Here is a 20,893-nt window from a genome sequence, read left to right as displayed (position 1 = left end):
TTTTGTTTTTAGCCGTTATATGTTGAACACACCAGTCGTTAAGAATTCAGTTCTTGTTGGTGTTGTTCTATGAGTTTGTCCATATACTCTTCACCACGCAGGCGAGTTTCGTCGTAGGTTTCTGTTCCTTCGAACTTTGTCACCGTCTCATAGTAAACCTTAACTTTAGGCTCTGTTCCTGAAGGACGGACGATAATGCGTGAACCATCTTCGAGATGATATATGAGTACGTCACTTGCGGGCAGGTTAATCGCTTCAGTATTCCCACCAATAACAAAACGTAACGACGACTGCAGATCTTCAATCACTGATATAGCGACACCATTGATTGCTTTGGGTTGTGCTGATCTAAGTTTCGAACCTATCGATGGTGAATCTGGGTCAAGCGCGATACTGCGTTGTGCGTTGGTGTGAACACCATGCTCCAACGAGATCTGAGCAAGAAGATCCCAAACCGTTCGACCTTGAGATTTCAGCTCCTCAACCAGTTGAGCGAAAACAACGATAGCAGACAATCCATCCTTATCTCGAACCTGAGTGCCAATCGTATAGCCTAGCGCTTCTTCATAGGCGAATAAGAACTCATTGTTTTCGTCTTCTAATTGCATGCCGATGTTGGCTAACCATTTAAAGCCTGTCAGTGTTTGGAAATAGGTAGCACCATGAGCATTCGCCACTTTTTCAAGCAGAGTTGAAGAGACGATACTATTACCAACCAACTGATTTTTAGTGTGTGGCTTTGACAACAAGTAGTGAGCGAATAACACACCTACTTGATCACCCGTCAGCATTTTGTATGAGTCATCTTCAGTTCTGACCGCGACGGCGAATCGGTCTGCATCTGGATCGTTGGCACAAGCTATGTCTGCATCGACACTTTTTGCGAGGTTGACCACAAGGTCCATCGCCCCTTTTTCTTCCGGGTTAGGGAAGTTGACGCTTGGGAAGTTACCATCGGGCTCCCTTTGTTCTGCAACGCTGAATACCTTATGGAAACCAGAATCATGGAGAAGATCTTCAGCCATTTGTGCGCCTACACCATGCATCGCGGTGTAGGTGATGGTGGTGTTCGCCGATTCAATATCTTTGCTCACATATGGGCTCTGGTTGATCGCAGCGCGATACGTTTGGTAATAGCCCTCAGTCAACCACACTAACTTGCCTTGTGCTTCCGCGTCACTCAAGCTCATTAAAGGAATAGGCTTGGTCGATGCGATATCGATTTCAGAAGCAATGCCAGCATCATGCGGTGGAATGATTTGAGCACCATTCTCCCAGTACACTTTGAAGCCATTGTATTCTGGCGGGTTATGGCTAGCTGTGACCACAACGGCTGCGGCTGCATTGAAATGCTCAATGCCGAAAGCAACGATAGGGGTTGCAGCGACATTCGAGGTTAAGTAAACCTTAATGCCTAAAGCTGTGAGTACAGAAGCGGTATCAATAGCGAATTGCTTTGAATCTAAGCGGCCGTCATAGCCCACAACAACACCACGAATCTTCGCATTTGTAACGTGCTCTATCAGATAGTGACCAAGCCCAGTCGCGGTTTCTTGTATCACTAAGCGATTCATTCTATTTGGACCGCATCCCACTTTGCCACGAAGACCTGCTGTTCCGAACTCTAATCGCTGCGTAAAGCGATCTTCTAATTCGTCGTGCATTCCTTCATCGATGAGGTGTTGAAGCTCTTCACGAGTTCTCGGGTCTGGGTCTCTCGCTAACCAATTCATTGCATCTTGCATAATCACTAAACCTTTTAATGTCTGTATGACTTACTGTTGATTTAACTTAAGTGATATTGATTATCATTTCTATGAAAGCAATCGTAAAACTCGATATAAAATAAATTCCAACGGCAAGAGGGCATGTAGCTTAGTCACTTCAAATAATTGACTGTTTAGCAAGTAAACTTACCTTGAACAATTGGATATCACTAACTAGCCTTTTACATAAATATAACAAAATTTAACAAATTCGCCGTTTTTGAATCTTTCATGGAAACCTCTAACGCTTTTGAGCCGTATTGGCTCATGGGGATATACGAGGTTGATAGCGCTTTAAAGCTGTCTCCATGTGAGTTGTAGATTGAGATTCAGCCTTTTCATGTGTAGTCGAGATAACAATGAATGTTGTCTCGCTCGTATTGACATATAGCTTGTAACGAAACTTAGCTCACAACGAAATATGGCTCGTAACGACATTTAGGTCGCAAGTATCCAATTAGGAAGGATAAGGAGAGATCTTTTGAAAAGATTACTGGTTAGGCTAGCGTGGCTTTTGAAGAGTTTTGTTGTGGTTTTAGTGTCGCCTTTAGTGCATGCAAGTAGTGAATACAACATGACAAGAGGCGTGACTGAGATCAGCGGTGAGGTTTATGAACTTCATATGCTTATCTTCTACATCTGCTGTGCAATCGCCTTCGTCGTTTTTGGTGTCATGTTCTATTCGATTCTGAGGCACAGAAAGTCGAAGGGCGCGGTGGCGGCTCATTTTCACGAAAGCACCAAAGTCGAAATCCTCTGGACCATCATTCCTATTATTATCCTCATCGCAATGGCGATACCCGCGACCAAAACCTTGATAGCGATGGAAGACACTTCTCAATCTGAACTCACCGTTAAAATTACTGGCTCACAATGGAAATGGCATTACAGCTATTTTGGCGAAGATGTTGAGTTCTTCAGCTTGCTGGCGACCAGTGATAAAGAAATCGAAGGCATCGAAGTGAAAGGCGCGCATTACCTACTAGAGGTTGATAAGCCACTCGTCCTTCCTATTGATAGAAAAGTTCGCTTCTTGATGACCTCTGACGATGTGATTCACTCGTGGTGGGTTCCGGCCTTTGCTGTGAAGAAAGACACCATTCCAGGGTTCATTAATGAAGCTTGGACAAAGATCGATGAGCCCGGTGTGTATCGCGGCCAATGTGCTGAACTGTGTGGCCGAGCGCATGGCTTTATGCCGATAGTGGTACATGCCATGGAAGAAGACGAGTTTGATGCATGGTTGGCGGAGCAGAAAGAGTTAACGATTGCCGCACAACAAGCGGCTCAAGATGCGTTAGATGCGTCACTTTCTTTAGACGAATTGAATGCCATAGGTGAAGAGGTTTACAAAACTCGGTGCGCGGTTTGTCATCAAGCGAACGGGGAAGGTATTCCCGGTGCATTCCCAGCGATTAAAGGTAGCTCGGTTGCTCTTGGGGATGTCGATGTGCATATCGATACCATTGTTTATGGTCGTGGAGGCACGGCAATGCAATCCTTCGATAACCAGTTAACCGAGAAAGAGATCGCAGCGGTCGTTACTTACCAAAGAAACGCTTGGGGTAATGACACGGGCGATATTGTTCAGGCTTCAGATATTAACGCTTACAAGGTTAAACAAGAAGGCGGAGCCCAAGCACCTGACGAACAGGGCTCAACGGATGAAGCACAAAGTGATGCTAAGGAGCAGCTATGAGTTCACCAATTGATAAGCCGGTGAAATCGGCGCCTGCAGAAGATCAGGCCTTGAGTCATTCTGTGGAAGGTACATTGGATAGCAATGACCTACCTCTGGATGGTCACGACTCTCACGCCGCTCCAAAAGGGTGGGCGCGTTGGCTGTATTCAACCAATCACAAAGACATCGGTACATTATATCTGTGGTTCAGTTTCGCAATGTTCTTAACCGGTGGTGCGATGGCAATGGTGATCCGTGCTGAGTTGTTCCAACCGGGTCTGCAGCTTGTTGAGCCTGATTTCTTTAATCAGATGACCACAGTGCACGGCTTGATCATGGTGTTTGGTGCGGTAATGCCTGCATTCACGGGGCTCGCTAACTGGATGATCCCGATGATGATCGGCGCTCCCGATATGGCTTTGCCTAGAATGAACAACCTCAGTTTTTGGATTCTACCTTTTGCTTTCTTAATCTTAATTGGTTCTCTGTTTACTGAGGGAGGTGGCCCGAGTTTTGGTTGGACATTCTACGCGCCGCTCTCAACGACTTACGGCCCAGACAGTACGGCACTGTTTGTGTTCTCTGTTCATATTATGGGGATCAGTTCGATCATGGGGGCGATCAACGTCATCGTGACCATCGTGAACATGCGAGCACCGGGTATGACTTGGTTTAAACTGCCTATGTTCGTGTGGACTTGGTTAATTACCGCTTTCTTGCTGATAGCCGTGATGCCGGTTCTCGCCGGAGCGGTGACCATGGTATTGACCGATAAATACTTTGGAACAAGCTTTTTTGATGCGGCAGGTGGTGGTGATCCCGTCATGTTCCAACACATATTTTGGTTCTTTGGACACCCCGAAGTGTACATCATGATTCTACCGTCGTTTGGTATCGTCTCTGCCATCATCCCAGCCTTTAGTGGCAAGCGCTTGTTTGGTTACCACTCGATGGTGTACGCGACCTGTAGTATCGCCATCTTGTCTTTCTTAGTGTGGGCACATCACATGTTCACTACGGGGATGCCCGTTTTTGCTGAGCTATTCTTCATGTATTGCACCATGCTGATTGCGGTGCCGACGGGGGTGAAAGTCTTTAACTGGGTCGCAACCATGTGGCGAGGTGCATTGACCTTCGAAACCCCAATGCTTTTCACCATCGCCTTTATTGTGCTGTTTACGATAGGCGGCTTGTCTGGATTGATGCTCGCCATCGTTCCTGCGGATTTCCAATATCATGACACCTATTTTGTGGTAGCTCACTTCCACTATGTTCTGGTAACGGGTGCGGTGTTCTCGATAATGGCTGCGGCCTATTACTGGCTGCCTAAGTGGACTGGCCATATGTACGATCATAAGCTCAGTCTGTGGCATTTCTGGACTTCAGTCGTCTCAGTCAATGTGCTTTTCTTCCCTATGCACTTTTTAGGTTTGGCGGGCATGCCACGTCGTATTCCAGACTACGCTATTCAGTTCGCTGACGTTAACCAAGTGGTGTCGATAGGCGGGTTTGCCTTTGGTTTATCGCAACTTATCTTCTTGTGGCTAGTTATCAAGTGTGTGAAAGGCGGCGAGCCTGTATCAAGCAAGCCATGGGAACGTGCTGAAGGGCTGGAGTGGACGGTACCAAGTCCAGCGCCTCATCATACCTTCACTCATCCACCTAAAATCGATTAGAGGGATGAGCTATGAGTGATAAGCAAAGCAATCCGAATCAAGATGAAAAACAACCAAAGCGTTCAACTAAGAAGCTGACGGGCTACTTGGTATTGAGTGTAGTGGCGATGTTTGGCTTCGGTTTCGCTTTGGTTCCGCTTTACGATGTGATGTGTGAGGCGTTGGGAATCAACGGTAAAACTAATACTGTTTCTGTTGTTCAACCTCAGGGGATGCAACCGGACTACTCTCGTACGATCCGAGTGGAATTCATGTCTCATATTAAGCCTGATATGCCATGGACTTTTTCGCCTGAAGTGCGTGTGTTGGAAGTTTATCCTGGCGAGGTGGTGCAAACCAATTACATCGCGAAAAACTTATCTGCGAGTTCACTGATTGGACAGGCTGTGCCATCGGTGTCTCCAGGAATGGGAGCGACTTATTTCAACAAGATGGAATGCTTTTGCTTCAATCAGCAACCACTTGATGGCTTCAAGAGCGCTGAAATGGGTTTGATATTTTATATAGAGCCAGATATTCCAGAGTCGATACACACGCTGACGCTCTCTTATACGTTATTCAATATCACGAGCGAGGTGGTTGGGGGAGTAAACGATCCTGAGCCTAACGTACTCGCTAGTAATTAAGAAATTACAGAACCAGAATCAACAAAAGGAGTTGAGCGATGAGTTCTAAAAAGGAAGTGTATTTCGTTCCACATCAAAGCCATTGGCCGTTAGTCGGTGCCGTTGCTCTGTTCCTTGTTGCGGTTGGTGCTGGGTTAACCGTGCAAAACATGGGCACTGACGCTGCTGGTGGCGTATTCGGCAAAGCGGTGTTGTTAGTCGGTTTCGCTGTTCTTCTGTATATGCTCGCGGGTTGGTTTAGTAATGTGATTACAGAATCATTGAGTGGTGTTTACTCCGAGCAAATATCTCGCTCTTTTAGGCAAGGCATGAGCTGGTTCATCTTCTCTGAAATCATGTTTTTTGGTGCTTTCTTTGGTGCGCTTTTCTATGCTCGCATGATATCTGTCCCTTGGATTGGCGGGGCGGGCAATAATGAGATGACTCACGAAGTACTTTGGCCGATGTTTCAATCGATGTGGCCGCTGACCACGACACCTGATGGTGTAACAACACAGGCTATGCCGTGGCAAGGTATCCCACTTAAGAACACCATAATCTTACTGCTTTCATCCGTAACGCTGCACATGGCGCATCTAAGCCTTGAACAAAATAAGCGCATGGCATTAATCGTTTGGTTAGAAATTACGATTGTTCTGGCTGGTTTTTTCTTGTTTTTCCAAGTCGAAGAGTACGTTCACGCTTACCAAGAGATGGGGCTGACCCTTCAATCGGGTATCTATGGCAACACCTTCTTCTTATTGACAGGTTTCCATGGTTTGCATGTCTGCTTAGGGACGATCTTTTTGATTGTGTTACTGGCAAGGGTTGCGAAAGACCACTTCACTCCGAAAGACCATTTTGCTTTCCAAGCCGGCAGTTGGTATTGGCACTTTGTTGATGTGGTTTGGTTAGGGCTGTTTGTGTTCGTTTATGTCCTATAACGAAACATCCTTTTAGAGTTTCGTTAGGCTTAATAAGGACGAGGGTTAGGTGTGATCACCCCTGTTCCCAAAGCCAGTAACAGCATTAACACGACAACGGCTGACCACATGACTCGACGTCCTAAGAAGTGACTTAGCCTTTTGCCATTGTGTTTGCCAGAAGCGATTTGGATGAGGCCTTTCATTAAGTTGAAGGCGATGAAAAACAGTAGAGCAACCAATACAACTTTGAATAACAAGATAAAGGTGGATGACGCCATAGTGATAACTCCAAACGGTTTGAATCATGATGAACGAAAGTTCCGCAGTAAAGGTTTTTGGGTTGCGGTTGTTTTAACTTTGGTTTCAGTCGGCATTTTAATCAAGTTGGGTTTATGGCAGTTAGACAGAGGTAACGAGAAATTACGCTACGAGCAACAGTTATCGCAGAGAGCAACGCAGTCCTCTAGGCCTCTAGGTATCGTGATTTCAGAATGGCGAGATAAAAGCATTCGAACTCAGCAGTCATTGAATCCTTCAACCTTAAATGGTTTTAAAGCTGACGTTGAATTGGTGAAACCGAGTGGTTTGGTGTTCTTGTTGGACAATCAAATCAACCATGGAACGGTTGGGTATGTGATTTACATGCTGGGTGAGGTTCTAACACAGGATGGAAGAAAACAACTGTTGATCGATCTTGGGTTTGTTGCAGCAAGTAATGACAGAAGAGAGCTTCCACAAATAGGAAACCTCACGTTACCAACCAAGATGTCCGGGCGTTTGTACACACGTTCGGTGAATCCGTTAAGTCAGGAGCTTGGGTTAGAGAATACGGCACCGAAAAGAATTCAAAACATCAATATAGAGGCGTTATCGCAATATACAGGACAAGAGGTATTGCCGTTTATCTTTCAACCTCAGAGTTTAGATTCATGGCCTTATGAGATGTTATGGCGCCCTACGGCGATGAAGTCTGAGAAGCACTTTGGTTACTCGTTTCAATGGTTCGTTATGGCTGCGGTATTGCTCTCGCTGATGTTATTGATTGGCTACCGACACTTAAAGAAACATAGTCACATTAATAAGAAGTAAATGATCGGAATGACATAAATACAGATAGCGAACGGCAGCGCTTAATACAGGGAATCAAAATGGATAAGTCTCAAGTGCAAATGAACAAGGACAGTACCGATGCAAACTTGGTTGCGTTTAAACAGCGTCGCTCACGTGGTCGCCTTGTATTAATCGGTTTGATTCTGATCTTCGCCTTGCCTGCCATTATCGCTAAAACCGTGTTGGAGCAAAATTGGTACACTTCTGGTGTGACAAACACGGGTGAGTTGGTTGAACCAAGAGTGACGTTGCAGGATTTTGGATTGACGGCTCCGGTGGAAGGAGAGGGGTGGCTGGTGGGTTACATTGCGCCAACGGAGTGCGATAGCTTGTGTGAACAACAGCTCTACTACTTGAACCAAAGCTATTTAGCGTTAGGGAAAAATAAGGAACGAGTGACAGCGGTGGTTTTTGTCTCTGAAGGGGATGCGCTACCAGGAGCTTTTAACAAACCTGATTTGTCGTTTCTATCCGGTGGAGATCAGTTGAGCACCAAGTTCGCACCTGCTTCCATCGTTATCATCGACCCTCTTGGGCAACTCGTTATGGAATACAAAAGTGTCTCAGAATCGTCGCAGTTAGTCGGGCAGTCTAAAGGCATGATCCATGATCTCAGAAAGCTTCTTAAACTGTCGCGCGTCGGGTAGCTGATAGAGCATTCGTGTTTGACCGTAGCGATTGAACTCTATTGGGAACAGGGAATAAATATAGGGAGATAAACGATGCAGAATAAAGCCCCTGATTTACTCATGCTCGTGATGCGAGTGACTATCTTACTGACGCTTACCGTGATTGTTTTAGGTGCTTATACTCGTTTGTCTGATGCTGGTCTTGGTTGCCCTGATTGGCCTGGGTGTTATGGGAAAATCACCGTTCCTTCTGATGCACAAGCAGTGAATCAAGCCAATCTCCAATTTCCTGAACGCGCTCTTGAAGCAGACAAAGCTTGGATTGAGATGATACATCGCTACTTTGCGGGTTCATTAGGGCTTCTTATCTTTGTTGTGGTTGCTTGGTGTATTAAGAAGAACATCACCTCTTCTGGACTACCGTTACTTATATCGGCAACCGTGATTTTTCAGGCTTTATTAGGCATGTGGACAGTGACACTCAAGCTGATGCCTGTCGTGGTTATGGCGCACTTGATGGGTGGTTTTACGCTGCTGTCTCTGCTGTGTTTACTCTACTGCCGTCTCTCTAATTTCCAAACCCGATTTGGCGAACCCTTTTACGCGCCTCAGATTAAATTCTGGGCCTCGTTGGGCTTGGTGATTGTGGCGGGGCAGATATCGCTTGGCGGGTGGACCTCGTCAAACTATGCCGCGTTGGTGTGTACCCAGCTACCAATTTGTGAGGGGAACTGGACAAGCTACCTAGACTTTAAGAACGCGTTCGATTTTGCACAGCACGGCCATGAGAACTATGAGTTCGGTGTATTGGAGTATCCCGCAAGGCTCACTATACATGTCATGCATAGGTTTGGCGCTATTGTGGCAACGTTGACGGTGCTAATGGTCGTGTATCAGTTGTGGAAGTTTGGTCAAACACCACAACAAAAGTTGAGCGTGATTGTCGCAATAGTGTTGGTTACTCAAATCAGCCTTGGAATCAGCAACGTGTGGTTTCACCTGCCAATATCAGTCGCGGTTTTACATAATCTAGTCGCGGCGATGCTGCTTATTAGCATGGTTGTAACCAACTTTGTCGTGTGGCAGCGAAAACCAAGTGAGAACTTGGTCAAGAACAGTGTATTACAAGGAGGTAATCATGGTCAGTAGAACTTCAACACAGCATCAAGTGGTGGTTCAAGCCCCAGCTTTAAGTCATGAAATGGCTGCAAAAAACAAAGCTGCTTGGAAGGTTTATTTAACACTGACCAAGCCTAAAGTGGTTGCTTTGATGTTGCTAACGGCATTAGTCGGAATGTGTTTGGCCGTGCCCAATGGGCTGCCACTACAGCAAGCTTTATTCGGCATGATAGGGATAGGGTTAATGGCAGGGTCGGCTGCTGCATTTAATCATTTGATCGACAAGAAGATCGACGGGCAAATGTCTCGAACTAATCGTCGTCCTTTACCATCGGGAGATCTCAGTAGCGTACGAGTATTCGCGTTTGCTGCAGGCATTGGCTTGCTTGGCTTCGTTACCTTATTGGTGTTGGTAAACCCACTGACCGCTTGGCTAACTTTTGCGAGCTTATTGGGTTATGCGGTTATCTATACTATGTACTTGAAGCGAGCGACGCCGCAGAACATTGTCATAGCAGGGATCGCAGGCGCAATGCCACCGTTATTGGGCTGGACGGCTGTCACTAATGAGCTACATTCAAGCGCATGGTTGTTGGTGATGATCATCTTTATCTGGACGCCTCCACACTTTTGGGCGCTTGCGATTCATCGTCGTGACGAGTACGCCAAAGTGGATATCCCGATGCTGCCTGTTACTCATGGGATAGCCTACACCAAGACTTCAATTTTGCTGTATACACTGTTGTTAAGCATTGTGTGTGTACTACCAGTATTAGTTGGAATGAGCAGTTGGATATACCTGAGCGCGTCTTTGGTGCTAAACGGTGGTTTTGTTTATCACGCTTGGCTACTCAAGTATCGTGATGAGCCCAACATGGCGATGAAGACGTTTAAGTTCTCTATCTATCACCTTATGCTCTTGTTTGTGGCCTTGTTGGCGGACCACTATCTACTTTGATAACTGACTTTTCAGATGTTATTGAACAAGAAAACGGATGCGCTAGGCATCCGTTTTTGTTTGGTTGATTACTCACTCTTATCTATTAAGAGTCAGTTTCTAGTGATCAATTAGTCCACTTTGTTCCAAGCATCTTGCCAGTGTGAACCTACACCTGGTTCGTACTGAGTTGCTGTTGGAGCCCATTGAACACAGTAACCAGAGTATGGGAACTCTTTACACTGATAAACGCTACCATCGCTGCTTAGTACTGTAGTTCCCGCTGTGTAAGACTCAATGCTTTCAGGGAATACGAAGTCGTAATCGCCCGCTGGTGGCGGTGTTTGCTCATCCATCAGGTGGAAATCAAGCGTGTTCTGATCCACTAAGTTACCTTGGTCATCTTTCGTCACAACCACAAGCATGTGGTGGCCAGCTTCTGATTTAGACAAAGTCAGTTGAACATCTTCCACTTGTCCGTCTGCTAATTCAGATTTTTGAGAAGCAAGTGCTTCACGATGATGGTTGTACACAGTCAATTCAGCTTGAATATCGCCTGTTGCTGCAAGAGTAAGATCAAGCTGTGTTGGCTGGTTTTCATCAATAATGTACTCAGACTCTAAACCTGTTACTTCTAGCTCATGGTCTGGTTCTGGAGTATCAATCTTGTAACCGATCTCTACGCTGTTAAAGCCTGAACCTGATTTTAAGTAAATAGGGTTCGAACCGTATACAGGAGCGAAATCGCCTTGGCCGTTTAATTGACCTGCTTTGATTTGTGTCTGCTCTTGGTTGATCTTAGAGGCAAGTGCGTAAGACCAGTTGTTTGCTTTGCCTTGCTCGTTGCTTTCAATCACTAGCTCAGTGCTGTATGAAGCGTTCTCACCAGACTGGTCGAAGACACGAGTGTAAACCGCATCACCAACGTTCAGGTCTTGAGTTGGGTTGATCTGACCACCTTGATCCCAATCCGGGATGATAGGGCCGTCGCCATCAAATTTCACATCGATAACGTTGTAGAAAGCTGCAGCAGTGTCACCCACATCCCATACAGCAAGGATCACTTGATAACCTTCGCGCTCTGGAACATTACACAAGTGGCTTACTTGCATCGGTGGCTGTTCCATATTGCCTTCAACAACACAGAATGGCGTTAAATCAAAAGAGCTGCGTGCCAAAGGCTGGTTTGGATTCCAGTCAGGTTGCGTAATGTAGTATTTCCAATCGCGGGTTTTGTGGTTCGCTGTGAACGTCCACTCAAAGTATTGGGAACCAGACTTGATAGGGCGTTTAATCCATCGGTCTGCGGTTTGTTCGTCTAGTGCTGCCGCTAAAGAAGATTCTGCACTGGCGATTTTTCCATCGACAGGGCCGACTTCAGGGAAACCTTCAGGGCCTTCGACACTTTGTGGTTCGTATTGGATACCACCACAGTCAGTGTTTTTCTGTTGTGTGTCACTCGCAGGGAACTTACATAGGGCGACACGGCTCTCAGCAACGCCATTATCGTATGCCGAAACATAACCATGACCGAAGCTTGCACCGCTTACGCTAAGTAGCGACAGCGCGATGAGTGATTTTTTTGGGAGTTGTTTCATTATTTGTCCTTACTGTATTTGGCCGACAAAAAAGAGAACACTCCGGCATGCATGTGCACTTAAATCCTATTAAGTGGCGGCCCCGCTATCATAGACAGAATATTTGTCGACAGACCGGTGGCTTTGCGTCCTATTCTTTCAAATAGTTTGCCAGAAGTGCGTTTAAGCAAACGGAATGTAGCCAACCAGTTTTATAAATGCGAATCAATAGATTGAAATGTGGAATGCTAATCTCGAACTTTTAATTCTTAATACAAATTAACTTGCTATATGTTTTGTTAGTTAACGTATAAATTATTGATATAAATAAAGAAAATATTTGCTCTAATCGTTTTTGTGAATGCTTTTAGGCTTTTGAGTTCTGTTCTGTACAACAATTGCACTCATATCAAAACCAAACCTTTGGTTTCCACTAACCGAACCCTGACATGTCGTGTATGAAAAAACGGACAATTGATTGGTATGAATTATATAAAGGAGTAGGTATGGAATTCACAGAACAAGACAGAGATGCGTTGTATCAAACGTGGATGTCACAAAAATCGCGAATGCGAATTACACAGATGGAATTTTCTAAAAAGCTAGGAATGAACCAGCTTGATTTCTCACGAGTGTTAAGAGGGGAGACGCCATTGACCATGTCTTTCATCAGTCACTTTTGCCGTTTACTTCATTTAGAACCTAGAAATGTGTTTCCTTCACTGAAAGAAGGCAATGAATCTGGGCCTAAAGTGGTTTATTTGAAAAGTAGAATGAGTGTTGATGGCGAGATTCAAAACGCTTATATCGAAGGAAACCAGGTGATTGTAGAGTATGCTCACACCGTGCAGCATGACTAATTTTAGAGCTAGCTCTGAGTTTTAACCCCTTTTTCTACAATCTTTCCACATAGGGTATGGCATACTTAGTTAGATTCTTCTCTTTAACGTAAGTGCGCTATGAAACCTTTAAAACTTCTCTTGCTTGTTGCAACCAGCATTTTTTTGTTTGGTTGTGCAGGCGGTCCAATTAAAACCGCAACCAAATTCACCAGTTATGAAGATTTTCAGCCAGGCCCTGACGGTGGTGTTGACTTAGTTTGGGCTAGAATCGGCCTACGTGACGCACAACGTTTGAAATCTAAGTTAGACGATTATGATTCTGTGGTGATTGACCAGATCTTTGTGCTTGCAGAAGAAGGTTCGCTCGATCAGGAAGAGATTAAAGAGCTGACTGATCACATGGTTGCGCGCTTGGAAGAAAAAATATCGCCTCATAAAACAATTGTCTACGAACCCACAGGTAAGACGTTGCGACTGAGTATCGCCTTGAGCAACGTTGAAACACCAAACCCTATCTTAGCCGTGACGAGTAGCGTTCTGCCATTTGGCCTTGCGATGTCCACTATTTCTAAGGTGGCAACAGGTGAGCACACCAACGTAGGGAGCGCCAGTGTTGAGCTGTTGGTGAGTGATGCTCAAGAGGGGACACCACTGTTCGCAGCTATCGACCGCGAAGCCGGGAACAAAGACTTTTCGACTATGATTGATTCCCTAGATGATGCCAAAGACGCAATCAACTATTGGGTTGAACGTTTAGGTGATACTCTACAGAACATCGATGACGCATAGAAAGAGCCTGTAATGCTAGAAAAAGAGAACCTCATCAAACTTGCCAGAATGCAGATGCCTTTTGGTAAATACGCTGGTCGTACATTGATCGATTTACCTGAAGAATATTTGCTGTGGTTCGATAAAAAAGGATTTCCGTCTGGTGAACTGGGTGACCTATTAAAGCTGTGCCTGGCTCTGAAAATTGAAGGGCTTGACAGTGTCGTCAAGCCATTGAAAAGAATGTAATTAAATTAAAGCTCACGCTAATTACGTGAGCTTTTTTGTTTTCAGCTTCAGTAGTGGATTAGGTTCATAGAACAATTCGCACAACATATAATCTTATCCTGCCTTAAATTGCGCAATCGATAGCGTGTAAATAATGTTATACGGGGTGTTTTAAATATAAAACACAAAAAAAATTGCGTTTTTTTTAAATTAGTGATTGAAACTAGAGTTTTTACTAGTTAAGTTACAGGGAACAAGAAGATATGTGCTGATGGAAAGTTACGTGAGACAACGTACATTCAGCTCAAGGATAGAAAATAGGAAGAAGTAAGCAATGTTCCAGACTGATGATGTAAGAATTAACAAAGTAAAAGAGTTATTACCACCTGTTGCTGTTTTAGAAAAGTTTCCAGCGACAGAAATTGCTTCTTCTACAACCTTTGAAAGCCGTAAAGCGATTCACAATATTTTAGAAGAAAGCGATGATCGCTTGCTCGTTATTGTAGGTCCATGTTCTATTCATGACACTGAAGCTGCTCTTGAGTACGGTAAGCGTTTGAAAGTGCTACGCGACGAACTAGGCGATAAGCTTGAAATCGTAATGCGCGTTTACTTTGAAAAGCCACGTACAACCGTTGGTTGGAAAGGTCTGATCAATGACCCGTACATGGACGACACATTTAAGCTTAATGATGGTCTTCGTCTAGGACGTAAGCTACTGCTTGATCTAACAGACATGGGCATGCCGACAGCAAGTGAATTCCTAGATATGATCACACCTCAATACGTTGCTGACCTAATTAGCTGGGGTGCAATCGGCGCACGTACTACTGAATCTCAAGTTCACCGTGAACTGGCTTCTGGTCTGTCTTGTCCTGTTGGCTTTAAGAATGGTACAGATGGCAACATTAAGATCGCAACAGACGCAATTCGTTCTGCTAGCGCTTCTCACCACTTCTTATCTGTAACTAAATACGGCCACTCAGCTATCGTTGAGACAGCAGGTAACCCTGATTGTCATATCATCCTACGCGGTGGTAAAGAGCCAAACTACAGCGCCGAGCACGTTGGTAAGATCAAAGGAGAGCTAGCAGCTTCAGGTCTTCCACAGAAGGTGATGATCGACTTCAGCCACGCAAACAGCTCTAAGCAGTTTAAACGTCAAATGAACGTATCTGATGACGTAAGCGCACAGATCTCTGGTGGCGATAAAGCTATCTTCGGTGTGATGATCGAATCTCACCTAGTGGAAGGTCGCCAAGACTTAGTCGACGGCAAAGCTGCAACATACGGTCAGTCGATTACTGATGCTTGTATTGGTTGGGAAGATACTGAAACCGTACTTCGTCAATTGGCAGATGCTGTTGAAGCTCGCCGCAACAAGTAGGTTGATCATTACAATCAACCACTGAGTTAATGAAAATTCGAAGCCCTTATTAGTCGTTGCTAGTAAGGGCTTTTTTACGGATTTGTCATTTTAGGGTTTGTCATACTATAAATTTATTTACTTATCGCATAGTGAATGGTTAAATGGTGTGGTGTTCCATAAACTGAAGAGTCGTATCAATGAAAGCAGTATTGGCGAGTGTTGTATTAATTGCAGTAAACACGTTTTCTATATCAAATGTACAAGCCGCAACTGGCTTTAACACTGAGCAACTGTGTAAAGCTGGCCTTGCTCTAGCGATTGACAAGCAACCTCGTGGCATTAAAGCGACGTCAGGAAAAAGCAATCAGCGTATTCTACTTAGTTTGAAAGATGGCAATAACGATTGGGATTACCGTTGCGATGTGAACCGCGGTAACAAAACGATCAAGTTGGAAGCCAGAGAACTCAAACGCAACGACAAGTTCTTGGGTCAAGCGATTCGCTATGATGTTGCTGATGCTAAACGTTCAGTAAAAGTTACAATGAAAAAGCGCAAAGGCTCTGGCGTGACGAGCGAAAGTTATACTGCTAGACAGCTCAAATAGTACTGTTTGCTTACCTGAGAAAGCCGCAATCATTTGCGGCTTTTGTTTATTTAGACAATGACAAGGTAATCCTATTTGATTAGGTGAAGTAGCTCTTCCACTTTTTGTGACAACAAAGTTCTATCTTGTCTGGTTTCTACGTTAAGGCGTATTAATGGTTCGGTATTGGACTTTCTTAAGTTGAAACGCCATTCGCCCATGTTGATACTGATTCCATCGGTATGATCGATGTCTACAGCACTTTCTCGGTAACGTGACAATACTCGATCCATAACTTGCTCAGGGTTTACTACCTCGCGGTTAATCTCGCCTGAAGAAGGGAATTTGTTCTTGCTTGATCTGATGAGTTGGTGGAGAGATTGTTGAGTTTTACTGATCAACTCAATCACTAACAGCCAAGGAATCATTCCCGAGTCGCAATAGCCAAAATCACGGAAGTAGTGATGTGCACTCATTTCTCCACCGTAAACCGCATTCAGTTCTCGCATCTTCTCTTTAATCAGAGCATGCCCAGCTTTGACGCCAACAGCGTTCCCACCAAGCTTGTCAGCAACTTCAATCGTATTCCATGTCATACGCATATCGTGCAACACCGTGGCGCTATGCTCTTTCAGTAAGAATGCTTCGGTGAGCAGACCAACGATATAGTAACCCTCAATGTAATTGCCTTGTTCATCGAAGAAAAAGCAACGGTCGAAATCTCCATCCCATGCGATACCTAGGTCTGCAGAATGAGCTAGCACAGCATCTCGTGTCGCAATCTGGTTTTCTTTGATTAAGGGGTTTGGAATACCGTTTGGGAACTTGCCATCTGGAGTGTGATGAATTTTGATGAAAGAGATAGGAACATTCAGTTCGTTAAACTTCTTCTCTAACTCGTCAATGACATGCCCTGCAATGCCGTTTCCTGCGTTAACCACAATCTTCATCGGTGACAGCTTTGATGGGGTTATATACGAGAGTAAGTGCTCGACGTATGGAGCAAGAATACTGGCCGTTTTACAAGAATAAGAGGGTTGTACGCGACTGATAGGTAAACCGCTGTTTAGCTCTTGAACCAGAACCTCAATGCGTTGTTTGATTTGATCTAAGCCGTTGTCTTTGCTGATAGGGCTAGCGTCAATACTTACTAATTTCATTCCGTTGTAATTGATTGGGTTGTGGCTAGCCGTAATTTGGATTCCCCCAATGGCACGAAGGTGGCGAGTTGCAAAGTAAATCTCTTCAGTACCTGTCATACCGAGGTCGATTACGCTTATTCCAGATTCGTTTAAGCCTTTGGTGATAGCTTTTTGTAATGAAAGGGACGTTTCGCGGTTATCACGGCCAATCACTACCTGAGCTGAGCCATCGAGTGACGTTTCAGCTGAAGCACAAAGTACGTGTTCGCCAAATGCCTTTCCAAGCAGAAAGGCTAAATGTTCATTGATTTGTTCACCAATGATGCCGCGGATATCGTTATTCTTAAAGCAGCTTAGGTCTAATGTTGATTTCATCGATTTGTCGCTGCTTTAGTTCGATTTGTGATTTGAGACGGGTCGGACTGTTCGCATTTCACGTCTCGACCATAGCTGTCTTGATACCGAATGATGTCGTCTTCACTCAAATGGCTGCCGGTTTGTACTTCGATCATTTCGAGTGGCAGTCCACCTGGGTTTTCTAGGCTATGTACGTGTCCTAGCGGAATGTAGGTGGATTGGTCTTCTTCGACTAGGTAAGTTTTCTCATCATTGGTCACCTTTGCGATGCCCGCTACGACAACCCAGTGTTCCGCTCTATGGTGATGCATCTGTAACGATAGCTTGTGACCGGGTTTTACGGTGATACGTTTTACTTTGTCGCGCTTGCCTAGGTCGATTACATCGTATTTACCCCAAGGTCTAAACACCTCACGGTGATGAACATGTTCTGTGCGACCAGCTTGGTTTAGCTGGCTAACAATTGATTTCACACCCTGAACTTTGTCTTTGTTCGCAACCAATATCGCGTCTTTGGTTTCGACAATAATCAGGTTTTCGACACCCACAGTCGCAACCAGTTTATTTTCAGCATGGATATAGTTGTGCTGAGAATCGACAGTCAATACATCGCCTTCAATCACGTTGTTGTGCTCATCCTTGTCACTGACATCCCAAATCGCAGACCACGAGCCAATGTCGTTCCAACCGACATCCATAGGAATTACTGCAGCGTGTGAAGTTTTTTCCATCACGGCATAGTCGATAGAGTCGCTCGGGCTGCTTTTGAATGCTTCGGCGTCAATACGGATAAAGTCGAGGTCGGTGTTTTGCGTTGCGAGAGCAAGTTTACAGGCCGCTAAGATCTCTGGACGATGTTCAGCAAGTTCTTCAAGGTAGCGTGATGCTCTAAACATGAACATACCGCTGTTCCATAGGTACTGCCCCGAATCAATGTACTGCTCCGCAGTTGCTATGTCGGGCTTTTCAACGAAACACTCAATCGCATAAGCACTTTGGGAGAGAGGCTCTCCTTGCTTGATATAACCATAACCCGTTTCTGGTGCGTTCGGAGTAACACCAAATGTGACGAGTTTGCCTTGTTTCGCGTATTCGATACCTCTCGCTACCGTTTGCTGAAAGTCGGTCGTTTGGGCGATGTGATGATCGGCTGCTAGAACCAACAATACTGGATCTGGCTCGTTCTGTTGGTTGCTGTGCGAGTGACCTAAGGCCTGTAAAGCTGCGAGTGCGATGGCGGGCGCTGTGTTTCGACCTACAGGCTCTAGCAGAATACCACTGTGTTGGATGTTAGCCGATCGAGCTTGTTCCGCAGCAATAAAGCGGTGTTCTTCGTTACAGATAATGAAGGGAGCGGCACACTCGGTATCACTTAAGTGAGCTTCAAGGCCTTGCAAACGAAAAAGGGTTTGTTGGAGCATCGATTGTTCGCCAGCAATATTGAGGAATTGCTTAGGATAAAGCTCGCGAGACAGTGGCCAGAGGCGGCTACCAGAGCCGCCAGCTAGAATGACAGGTAAAATCATATCGTGTTAATTGGGTGCCTTAAAATACTGGCGCCATGTTACCACGCTTCACCGTTATTATTGATCGATAAGAAATTTACTTATCGATGACCTTCTGGATTGGAAGTGACCATGTCCTGAGCTTCGTTAAAACCTTGCGGGTCGATTTTGAGTGTTTGAGTTGGGAACGCGATATCCGCATTGTGCTTGTGAATAATGGATAGCACCTGCAGCAACACATCTTGCTTAACTTCATGGTATCTCACCCAGTTGACGGTTTTGGTGAAGGTGTAGATAAAGAAGTTAAGCGTTGATGGACCAAACTTATCAAAGTTAACGATGAGCGTCTGCTTAGCATCGATATCAGGGTGCGTTTCAAGCATGGCTTTTACGTCATCCACGATGAGAGCCAGCTTGCTCGCATCTTGATAACGAAGCCCGAAGGTTTCATTGATTCGGCGGTTCAGCATTCGCGATGGGTTCTCCACCACAATGTTACTGAAAACCGAGTTTGGTACGTACAATGGGCGTTTATCGAAGGTGCGAATAATAGTCATGCGCCAGCCGATACGTTCGACGGTACCTTCGATTTGACGATCGGGAGATCGAATCCAATCGCCGACTTTAAAAGGACGGTCGAAGTAAATCATCATCCCGCCAAAGAAATTCGATAGCAGGTCTTTTGCTGCTAAACCGACAATCAAACCGCCCACACCACCAAAGGTGAGCAAGCCTGATAGGCTGAGCCCAAATGCCTGCATGATCGTCAGACCACCCATCACCATAAAGAATAGGCGAGCGACTTTTGCGATAGCTTGTACTGTGGTTTCGTCTCTGGTTTTTTGTTCTAAGACATATGCTTCAGTGTTGGTGATCATTCGTAAGGTAAACCAAACGAAGGTACATATGATTAATATGTGCTTTAGCGTCTTTAACCAGTTGATTTCATTGCCAAACTGGTCTTGGAGGATCAGCCCGATAGAGACCGTAGCTGGCCAACACCAAAGTAACGTGCTGACTGGGGTTTTCAGTGCTTCTAGTAGCAGGTCATCCCAGTGAAAAGGGGTTTTCTGAACCAGAATTTCTAAACGATTGTGGATAATTCGCCAAGCTACCCAAGCAAGAAAACTTGCAATAGTGATGAACAGGACACTGTTCGCCCAATCACTATGGCTCTGGTTAATGTAGGTTTGTACTTGGGTTAAGAATTCATTCATTGTGTGTGCTGCCGCAGAAATTATGAATTGGAAATTAGCAGAAACTCGAGTTGTTCTCTACCTTTATAAATCAAGCGATTATGACACTAGTATAACCTTATTATTGAAAAACTAACTTTTTTTGAGATAGAAACTAATGTAGGTTTGGCTATCCCGTGTAATTAAAATTTCTCAACAGGATTTCAAATGAGCGACAAACAATATGCAGTTATCGGTTTAGGGCGTTTTGGGTTATCTGTATGCAAAGAGCTGCAAAGTTCAGGGGCACAGGTACTAGCCGTCGATATTGATGAAGAGCGAGTGAAAGAAGCTGCGGCTTTTGTTTCACAAGCGATTGTTGCGAACTGTACGAGCGAAGAGACGGTAAAAGAGTTAAGGCTAGACGATTATGACATGGTGATGGTGTCGATTGGCTCGGATGTGAACTCTAGCATTCTAACCACTTTGGTGGTGAAAGAGTCAGGCGCAAAAGCCGTCTGGGTGAAGGCGAACGATAAGTTCCACGGCAAGATCCTATCTAAGATTGGTGCTGACCATATCATCATGCCAGAGCGCGATATGGGTATTCGTGTGGCACGTAAGATGTTGGATAGACGCGTTCTTGAGTTTATCGACCTAGGTAGTGGTTTAGCGATGACCGAAATTGTTATCGGTGCCAAGTTGTTAGGTAAGCAGCTTCGCGAACTCAAGCTGTGTAAAGAGACTGGCGTTGAAGTTCTTGGCTTCAAGCGTGGCCCAAACCTAACCAAAGCACCTGAGTTGGATGTGAGTTTAGAAATCGGTGATGTCGTTATCATTGCAGGGCCGAAAGAGACCTTGTCTAGAAAGCTACGTAATTGGTAACCGGCGATAGGT

The 20,893-nt window shown here is 45.0% G+C and carries 20 protein-coding genes and 1 riboswitch; of the genes, 14 read left to right on the top strand and 6 right to left on the bottom strand.

Features of this window, described 5'->3' with window-relative positions; genetic code table 11:
• Window positions 1-38: 38 nt before the first annotated feature.
• The gene (locus L1D37_RS02665) at window positions 39-1,745 is read right to left on the bottom strand and encodes a phospho-sugar mutase (RefSeq protein WP_239846776.1); all 1,707 of its coding nucleotides are present in this window, start codon (window positions 1,743-1,745) and stop codon (window positions 39-41) included.
• A 502-nt stretch (window positions 1,746-2,247) separates the two neighbouring features.
• Between L1D37_RS02665 and coxB the strand changes: the two genes are divergently transcribed.
• From coxB to L1D37_RS02645, 4 genes are read left to right on the top strand one after another with little or no spacing between them, the layout of a single operon-like run.
• Window positions 2,248-3,465 (top strand): cytochrome c oxidase subunit II, encoded by a 1,218-nt coding sequence (gene coxB, locus L1D37_RS02660; protein ID WP_239846775.1) that lies wholly within the window; start codon window positions 2,248-2,250, stop codon window positions 3,463-3,465.
• Entirely contained in the window at window positions 3,462-5,123 is a 1,662-nt protein-coding gene (gene ctaD, locus L1D37_RS02655) for a cytochrome c oxidase subunit I (protein ID WP_239846774.1), read from the top strand. Before coxB ends, ctaD begins: the two co-directional genes overlap by 4 nt.
• Before the next feature lie 11 nt (window positions 5,124-5,134).
• Window positions 5,135-5,749 carry a cytochrome c oxidase assembly protein gene (locus tag L1D37_RS02650; RefSeq protein ID WP_239846773.1) on the top strand — a complete coding sequence of 205 codons (615 nt, stop codon included), beginning with the start codon at window positions 5,135-5,137 and terminating at the stop codon, window positions 5,747-5,749.
• A 38-nt stretch (window positions 5,750-5,787) separates the two neighbouring features.
• On the top strand, window positions 5,788-6,672 hold the full coding sequence (locus tag L1D37_RS02645) for a cytochrome c oxidase subunit 3 (protein WP_176679950.1): 885 nt from the start codon (window positions 5,788-5,790) through the stop codon (window positions 6,670-6,672).
• 29 nt (window positions 6,673-6,701) lie between these two features.
• Here the strand turns inward: L1D37_RS02645 and L1D37_RS02640 are convergent, their stop codons facing one another.
• Window positions 6,702-6,932 (bottom strand): DUF2909 family protein, encoded by a 231-nt coding sequence (locus tag L1D37_RS02640; protein WP_017630007.1) that lies wholly within the window; start codon window positions 6,930-6,932, stop codon window positions 6,702-6,704.
• On the opposite strand from L1D37_RS02640, the gene L1D37_RS02635 reads away from it, so the two are divergent.
• The 4 genes from L1D37_RS02635 to cyoE all read left to right on the top strand — a co-directional run bounded on the left by L1D37_RS02635 (window position 6,844) and on the right by cyoE (window position 10,470).
• Window positions 6,844-7,743, top strand: a complete 900-nt coding sequence (locus L1D37_RS02635) for an SURF1 family protein (RefSeq protein WP_239846772.1) — start codon at window positions 6,844-6,846, stop codon at window positions 7,741-7,743. The two genes, L1D37_RS02640 and L1D37_RS02635, sit on opposite strands and share 89 nt — an antisense overlap.
• Window positions 7,744-7,802: 59 nt before the next feature.
• Complete coding sequence (locus tag L1D37_RS02630; RefSeq protein ID WP_239846771.1) at window positions 7,803-8,411, top strand: hypothetical protein; 609 nt, start codon at window positions 7,803-7,805, stop codon at window positions 8,409-8,411.
• A 75-nt stretch (window positions 8,412-8,486) separates the two neighbouring features.
• Complete coding sequence (locus L1D37_RS02625) at window positions 8,487-9,542, top strand: COX15/CtaA family protein (RefSeq protein WP_239846770.1); 1,056 nt, start codon at window positions 8,487-8,489, stop codon at window positions 9,540-9,542.
• Entirely contained in the window at window positions 9,532-10,470 is a 939-nt protein-coding gene (cyoE, locus tag L1D37_RS02620) for a heme o synthase (RefSeq protein WP_239846769.1), read from the top strand. Before L1D37_RS02625 ends, cyoE begins: the two co-directional genes overlap by 11 nt.
• A 110-nt stretch (window positions 10,471-10,580) precedes the next feature.
• On the opposite strand, the gene gbpA is transcribed toward cyoE, so the two are convergent.
• The gene (gene gbpA / locus L1D37_RS02615) at window positions 10,581-12,047 is read right to left on the bottom strand and encodes an N-acetylglucosamine-binding protein GbpA (RefSeq protein WP_239846768.1); all 1,467 of its coding nucleotides are present in this window, start codon (window positions 12,045-12,047) and stop codon (window positions 10,581-10,583) included.
• Between the two features lie 72 nt (window positions 12,048-12,119).
• Window positions 12,120-12,209, bottom strand: a riboswitch (cyclic di-GMP riboswitch).
• A 323-nt stretch (window positions 12,210-12,532) separates the two neighbouring features.
• Between gbpA and L1D37_RS02610 the strand changes: the two genes are divergently transcribed.
• The 5 genes from L1D37_RS02610 to L1D37_RS02590 all read left to right on the top strand — a co-directional run bounded on the left by L1D37_RS02610 (window position 12,533) and on the right by L1D37_RS02590 (window position 15,838).
• Complete coding sequence (locus L1D37_RS02610; RefSeq protein ID WP_017630160.1) at window positions 12,533-12,886, top strand: hypothetical protein; 354 nt, start codon at window positions 12,533-12,535, stop codon at window positions 12,884-12,886.
• 99 nt (window positions 12,887-12,985) lie between these two features.
• Window positions 12,986-13,657, top strand: coding sequence for a DUF3313 domain-containing protein (locus tag L1D37_RS02605; protein ID WP_239846767.1), 672 nt, complete (start codon window positions 12,986-12,988; stop codon window positions 13,655-13,657).
• A gap of 12 nt (window positions 13,658-13,669) precedes the next feature.
• Window positions 13,670-13,885 carry a DUF3820 family protein gene (locus L1D37_RS02600; RefSeq protein WP_004730103.1) on the top strand — a complete coding sequence of 72 codons (216 nt, stop codon included), beginning with the start codon at window positions 13,670-13,672 and terminating at the stop codon, window positions 13,883-13,885.
• 313 nt (window positions 13,886-14,198) lie between these two features.
• Window positions 14,199-15,251 carry a 3-deoxy-7-phosphoheptulonate synthase AroG gene (aroG, locus tag L1D37_RS02595; RefSeq protein ID WP_239846766.1) on the top strand — a complete coding sequence of 351 codons (1,053 nt, stop codon included), beginning with the start codon at window positions 14,199-14,201 and terminating at the stop codon, window positions 15,249-15,251.
• 179 nt (window positions 15,252-15,430) lie between these two features.
• On the top strand, window positions 15,431-15,838 hold the full coding sequence (locus tag L1D37_RS02590) for a hypothetical protein (protein WP_239846765.1): 408 nt from the start codon (window positions 15,431-15,433) through the stop codon (window positions 15,836-15,838).
• A 71-nt stretch (window positions 15,839-15,909) separates the two neighbouring features.
• On the opposite strand, the gene L1D37_RS02585 is transcribed toward L1D37_RS02590, so the two are convergent.
• The 3 genes from L1D37_RS02585 to L1D37_RS02575 form a co-directional block, all read right to left on the bottom strand.
• Entirely contained in the window at window positions 15,910-17,334 is a 1,425-nt protein-coding gene (locus L1D37_RS02585; RefSeq protein ID WP_239846764.1) for a phosphomannomutase CpsG, read from the bottom strand.
• The gene (locus L1D37_RS02580) at window positions 17,331-18,842 is read right to left on the bottom strand and encodes a mannose-1-phosphate guanylyltransferase/mannose-6-phosphate isomerase (protein ID WP_239846763.1); all 1,512 of its coding nucleotides are present in this window, start codon (window positions 18,840-18,842) and stop codon (window positions 17,331-17,333) included. Before L1D37_RS02580 ends, L1D37_RS02585 begins: the two co-directional genes overlap by 4 nt.
• Before the next feature lie 80 nt (window positions 18,843-18,922).
• Window positions 18,923-20,038, bottom strand: a complete 1,116-nt coding sequence (locus L1D37_RS02575) for a mechanosensitive ion channel family protein (RefSeq protein ID WP_239846762.1) — start codon at window positions 20,036-20,038, stop codon at window positions 18,923-18,925.
• A gap of 186 nt (window positions 20,039-20,224) precedes the next feature.
• On the opposite strand from L1D37_RS02575, the gene L1D37_RS02570 reads away from it, so the two are divergent.
• The gene (locus L1D37_RS02570) at window positions 20,225-20,881 is read left to right on the top strand and encodes a TrkA family potassium uptake protein (RefSeq protein WP_017629937.1); all 657 of its coding nucleotides are present in this window, start codon (window positions 20,225-20,227) and stop codon (window positions 20,879-20,881) included.
• Window positions 20,882-20,893: the final 12 nt, after the last annotated feature.

The organism is Vibrio sp. Isolate33 (assembly GCF_022397895.1).
GTDB lineage: Bacteria > Pseudomonadota > Gammaproteobacteria > Enterobacterales > Vibrionaceae > Vibrio > Vibrio pomeroyi.
This window is presented reverse-complemented; position numbering and strand designations above follow the sequence as displayed.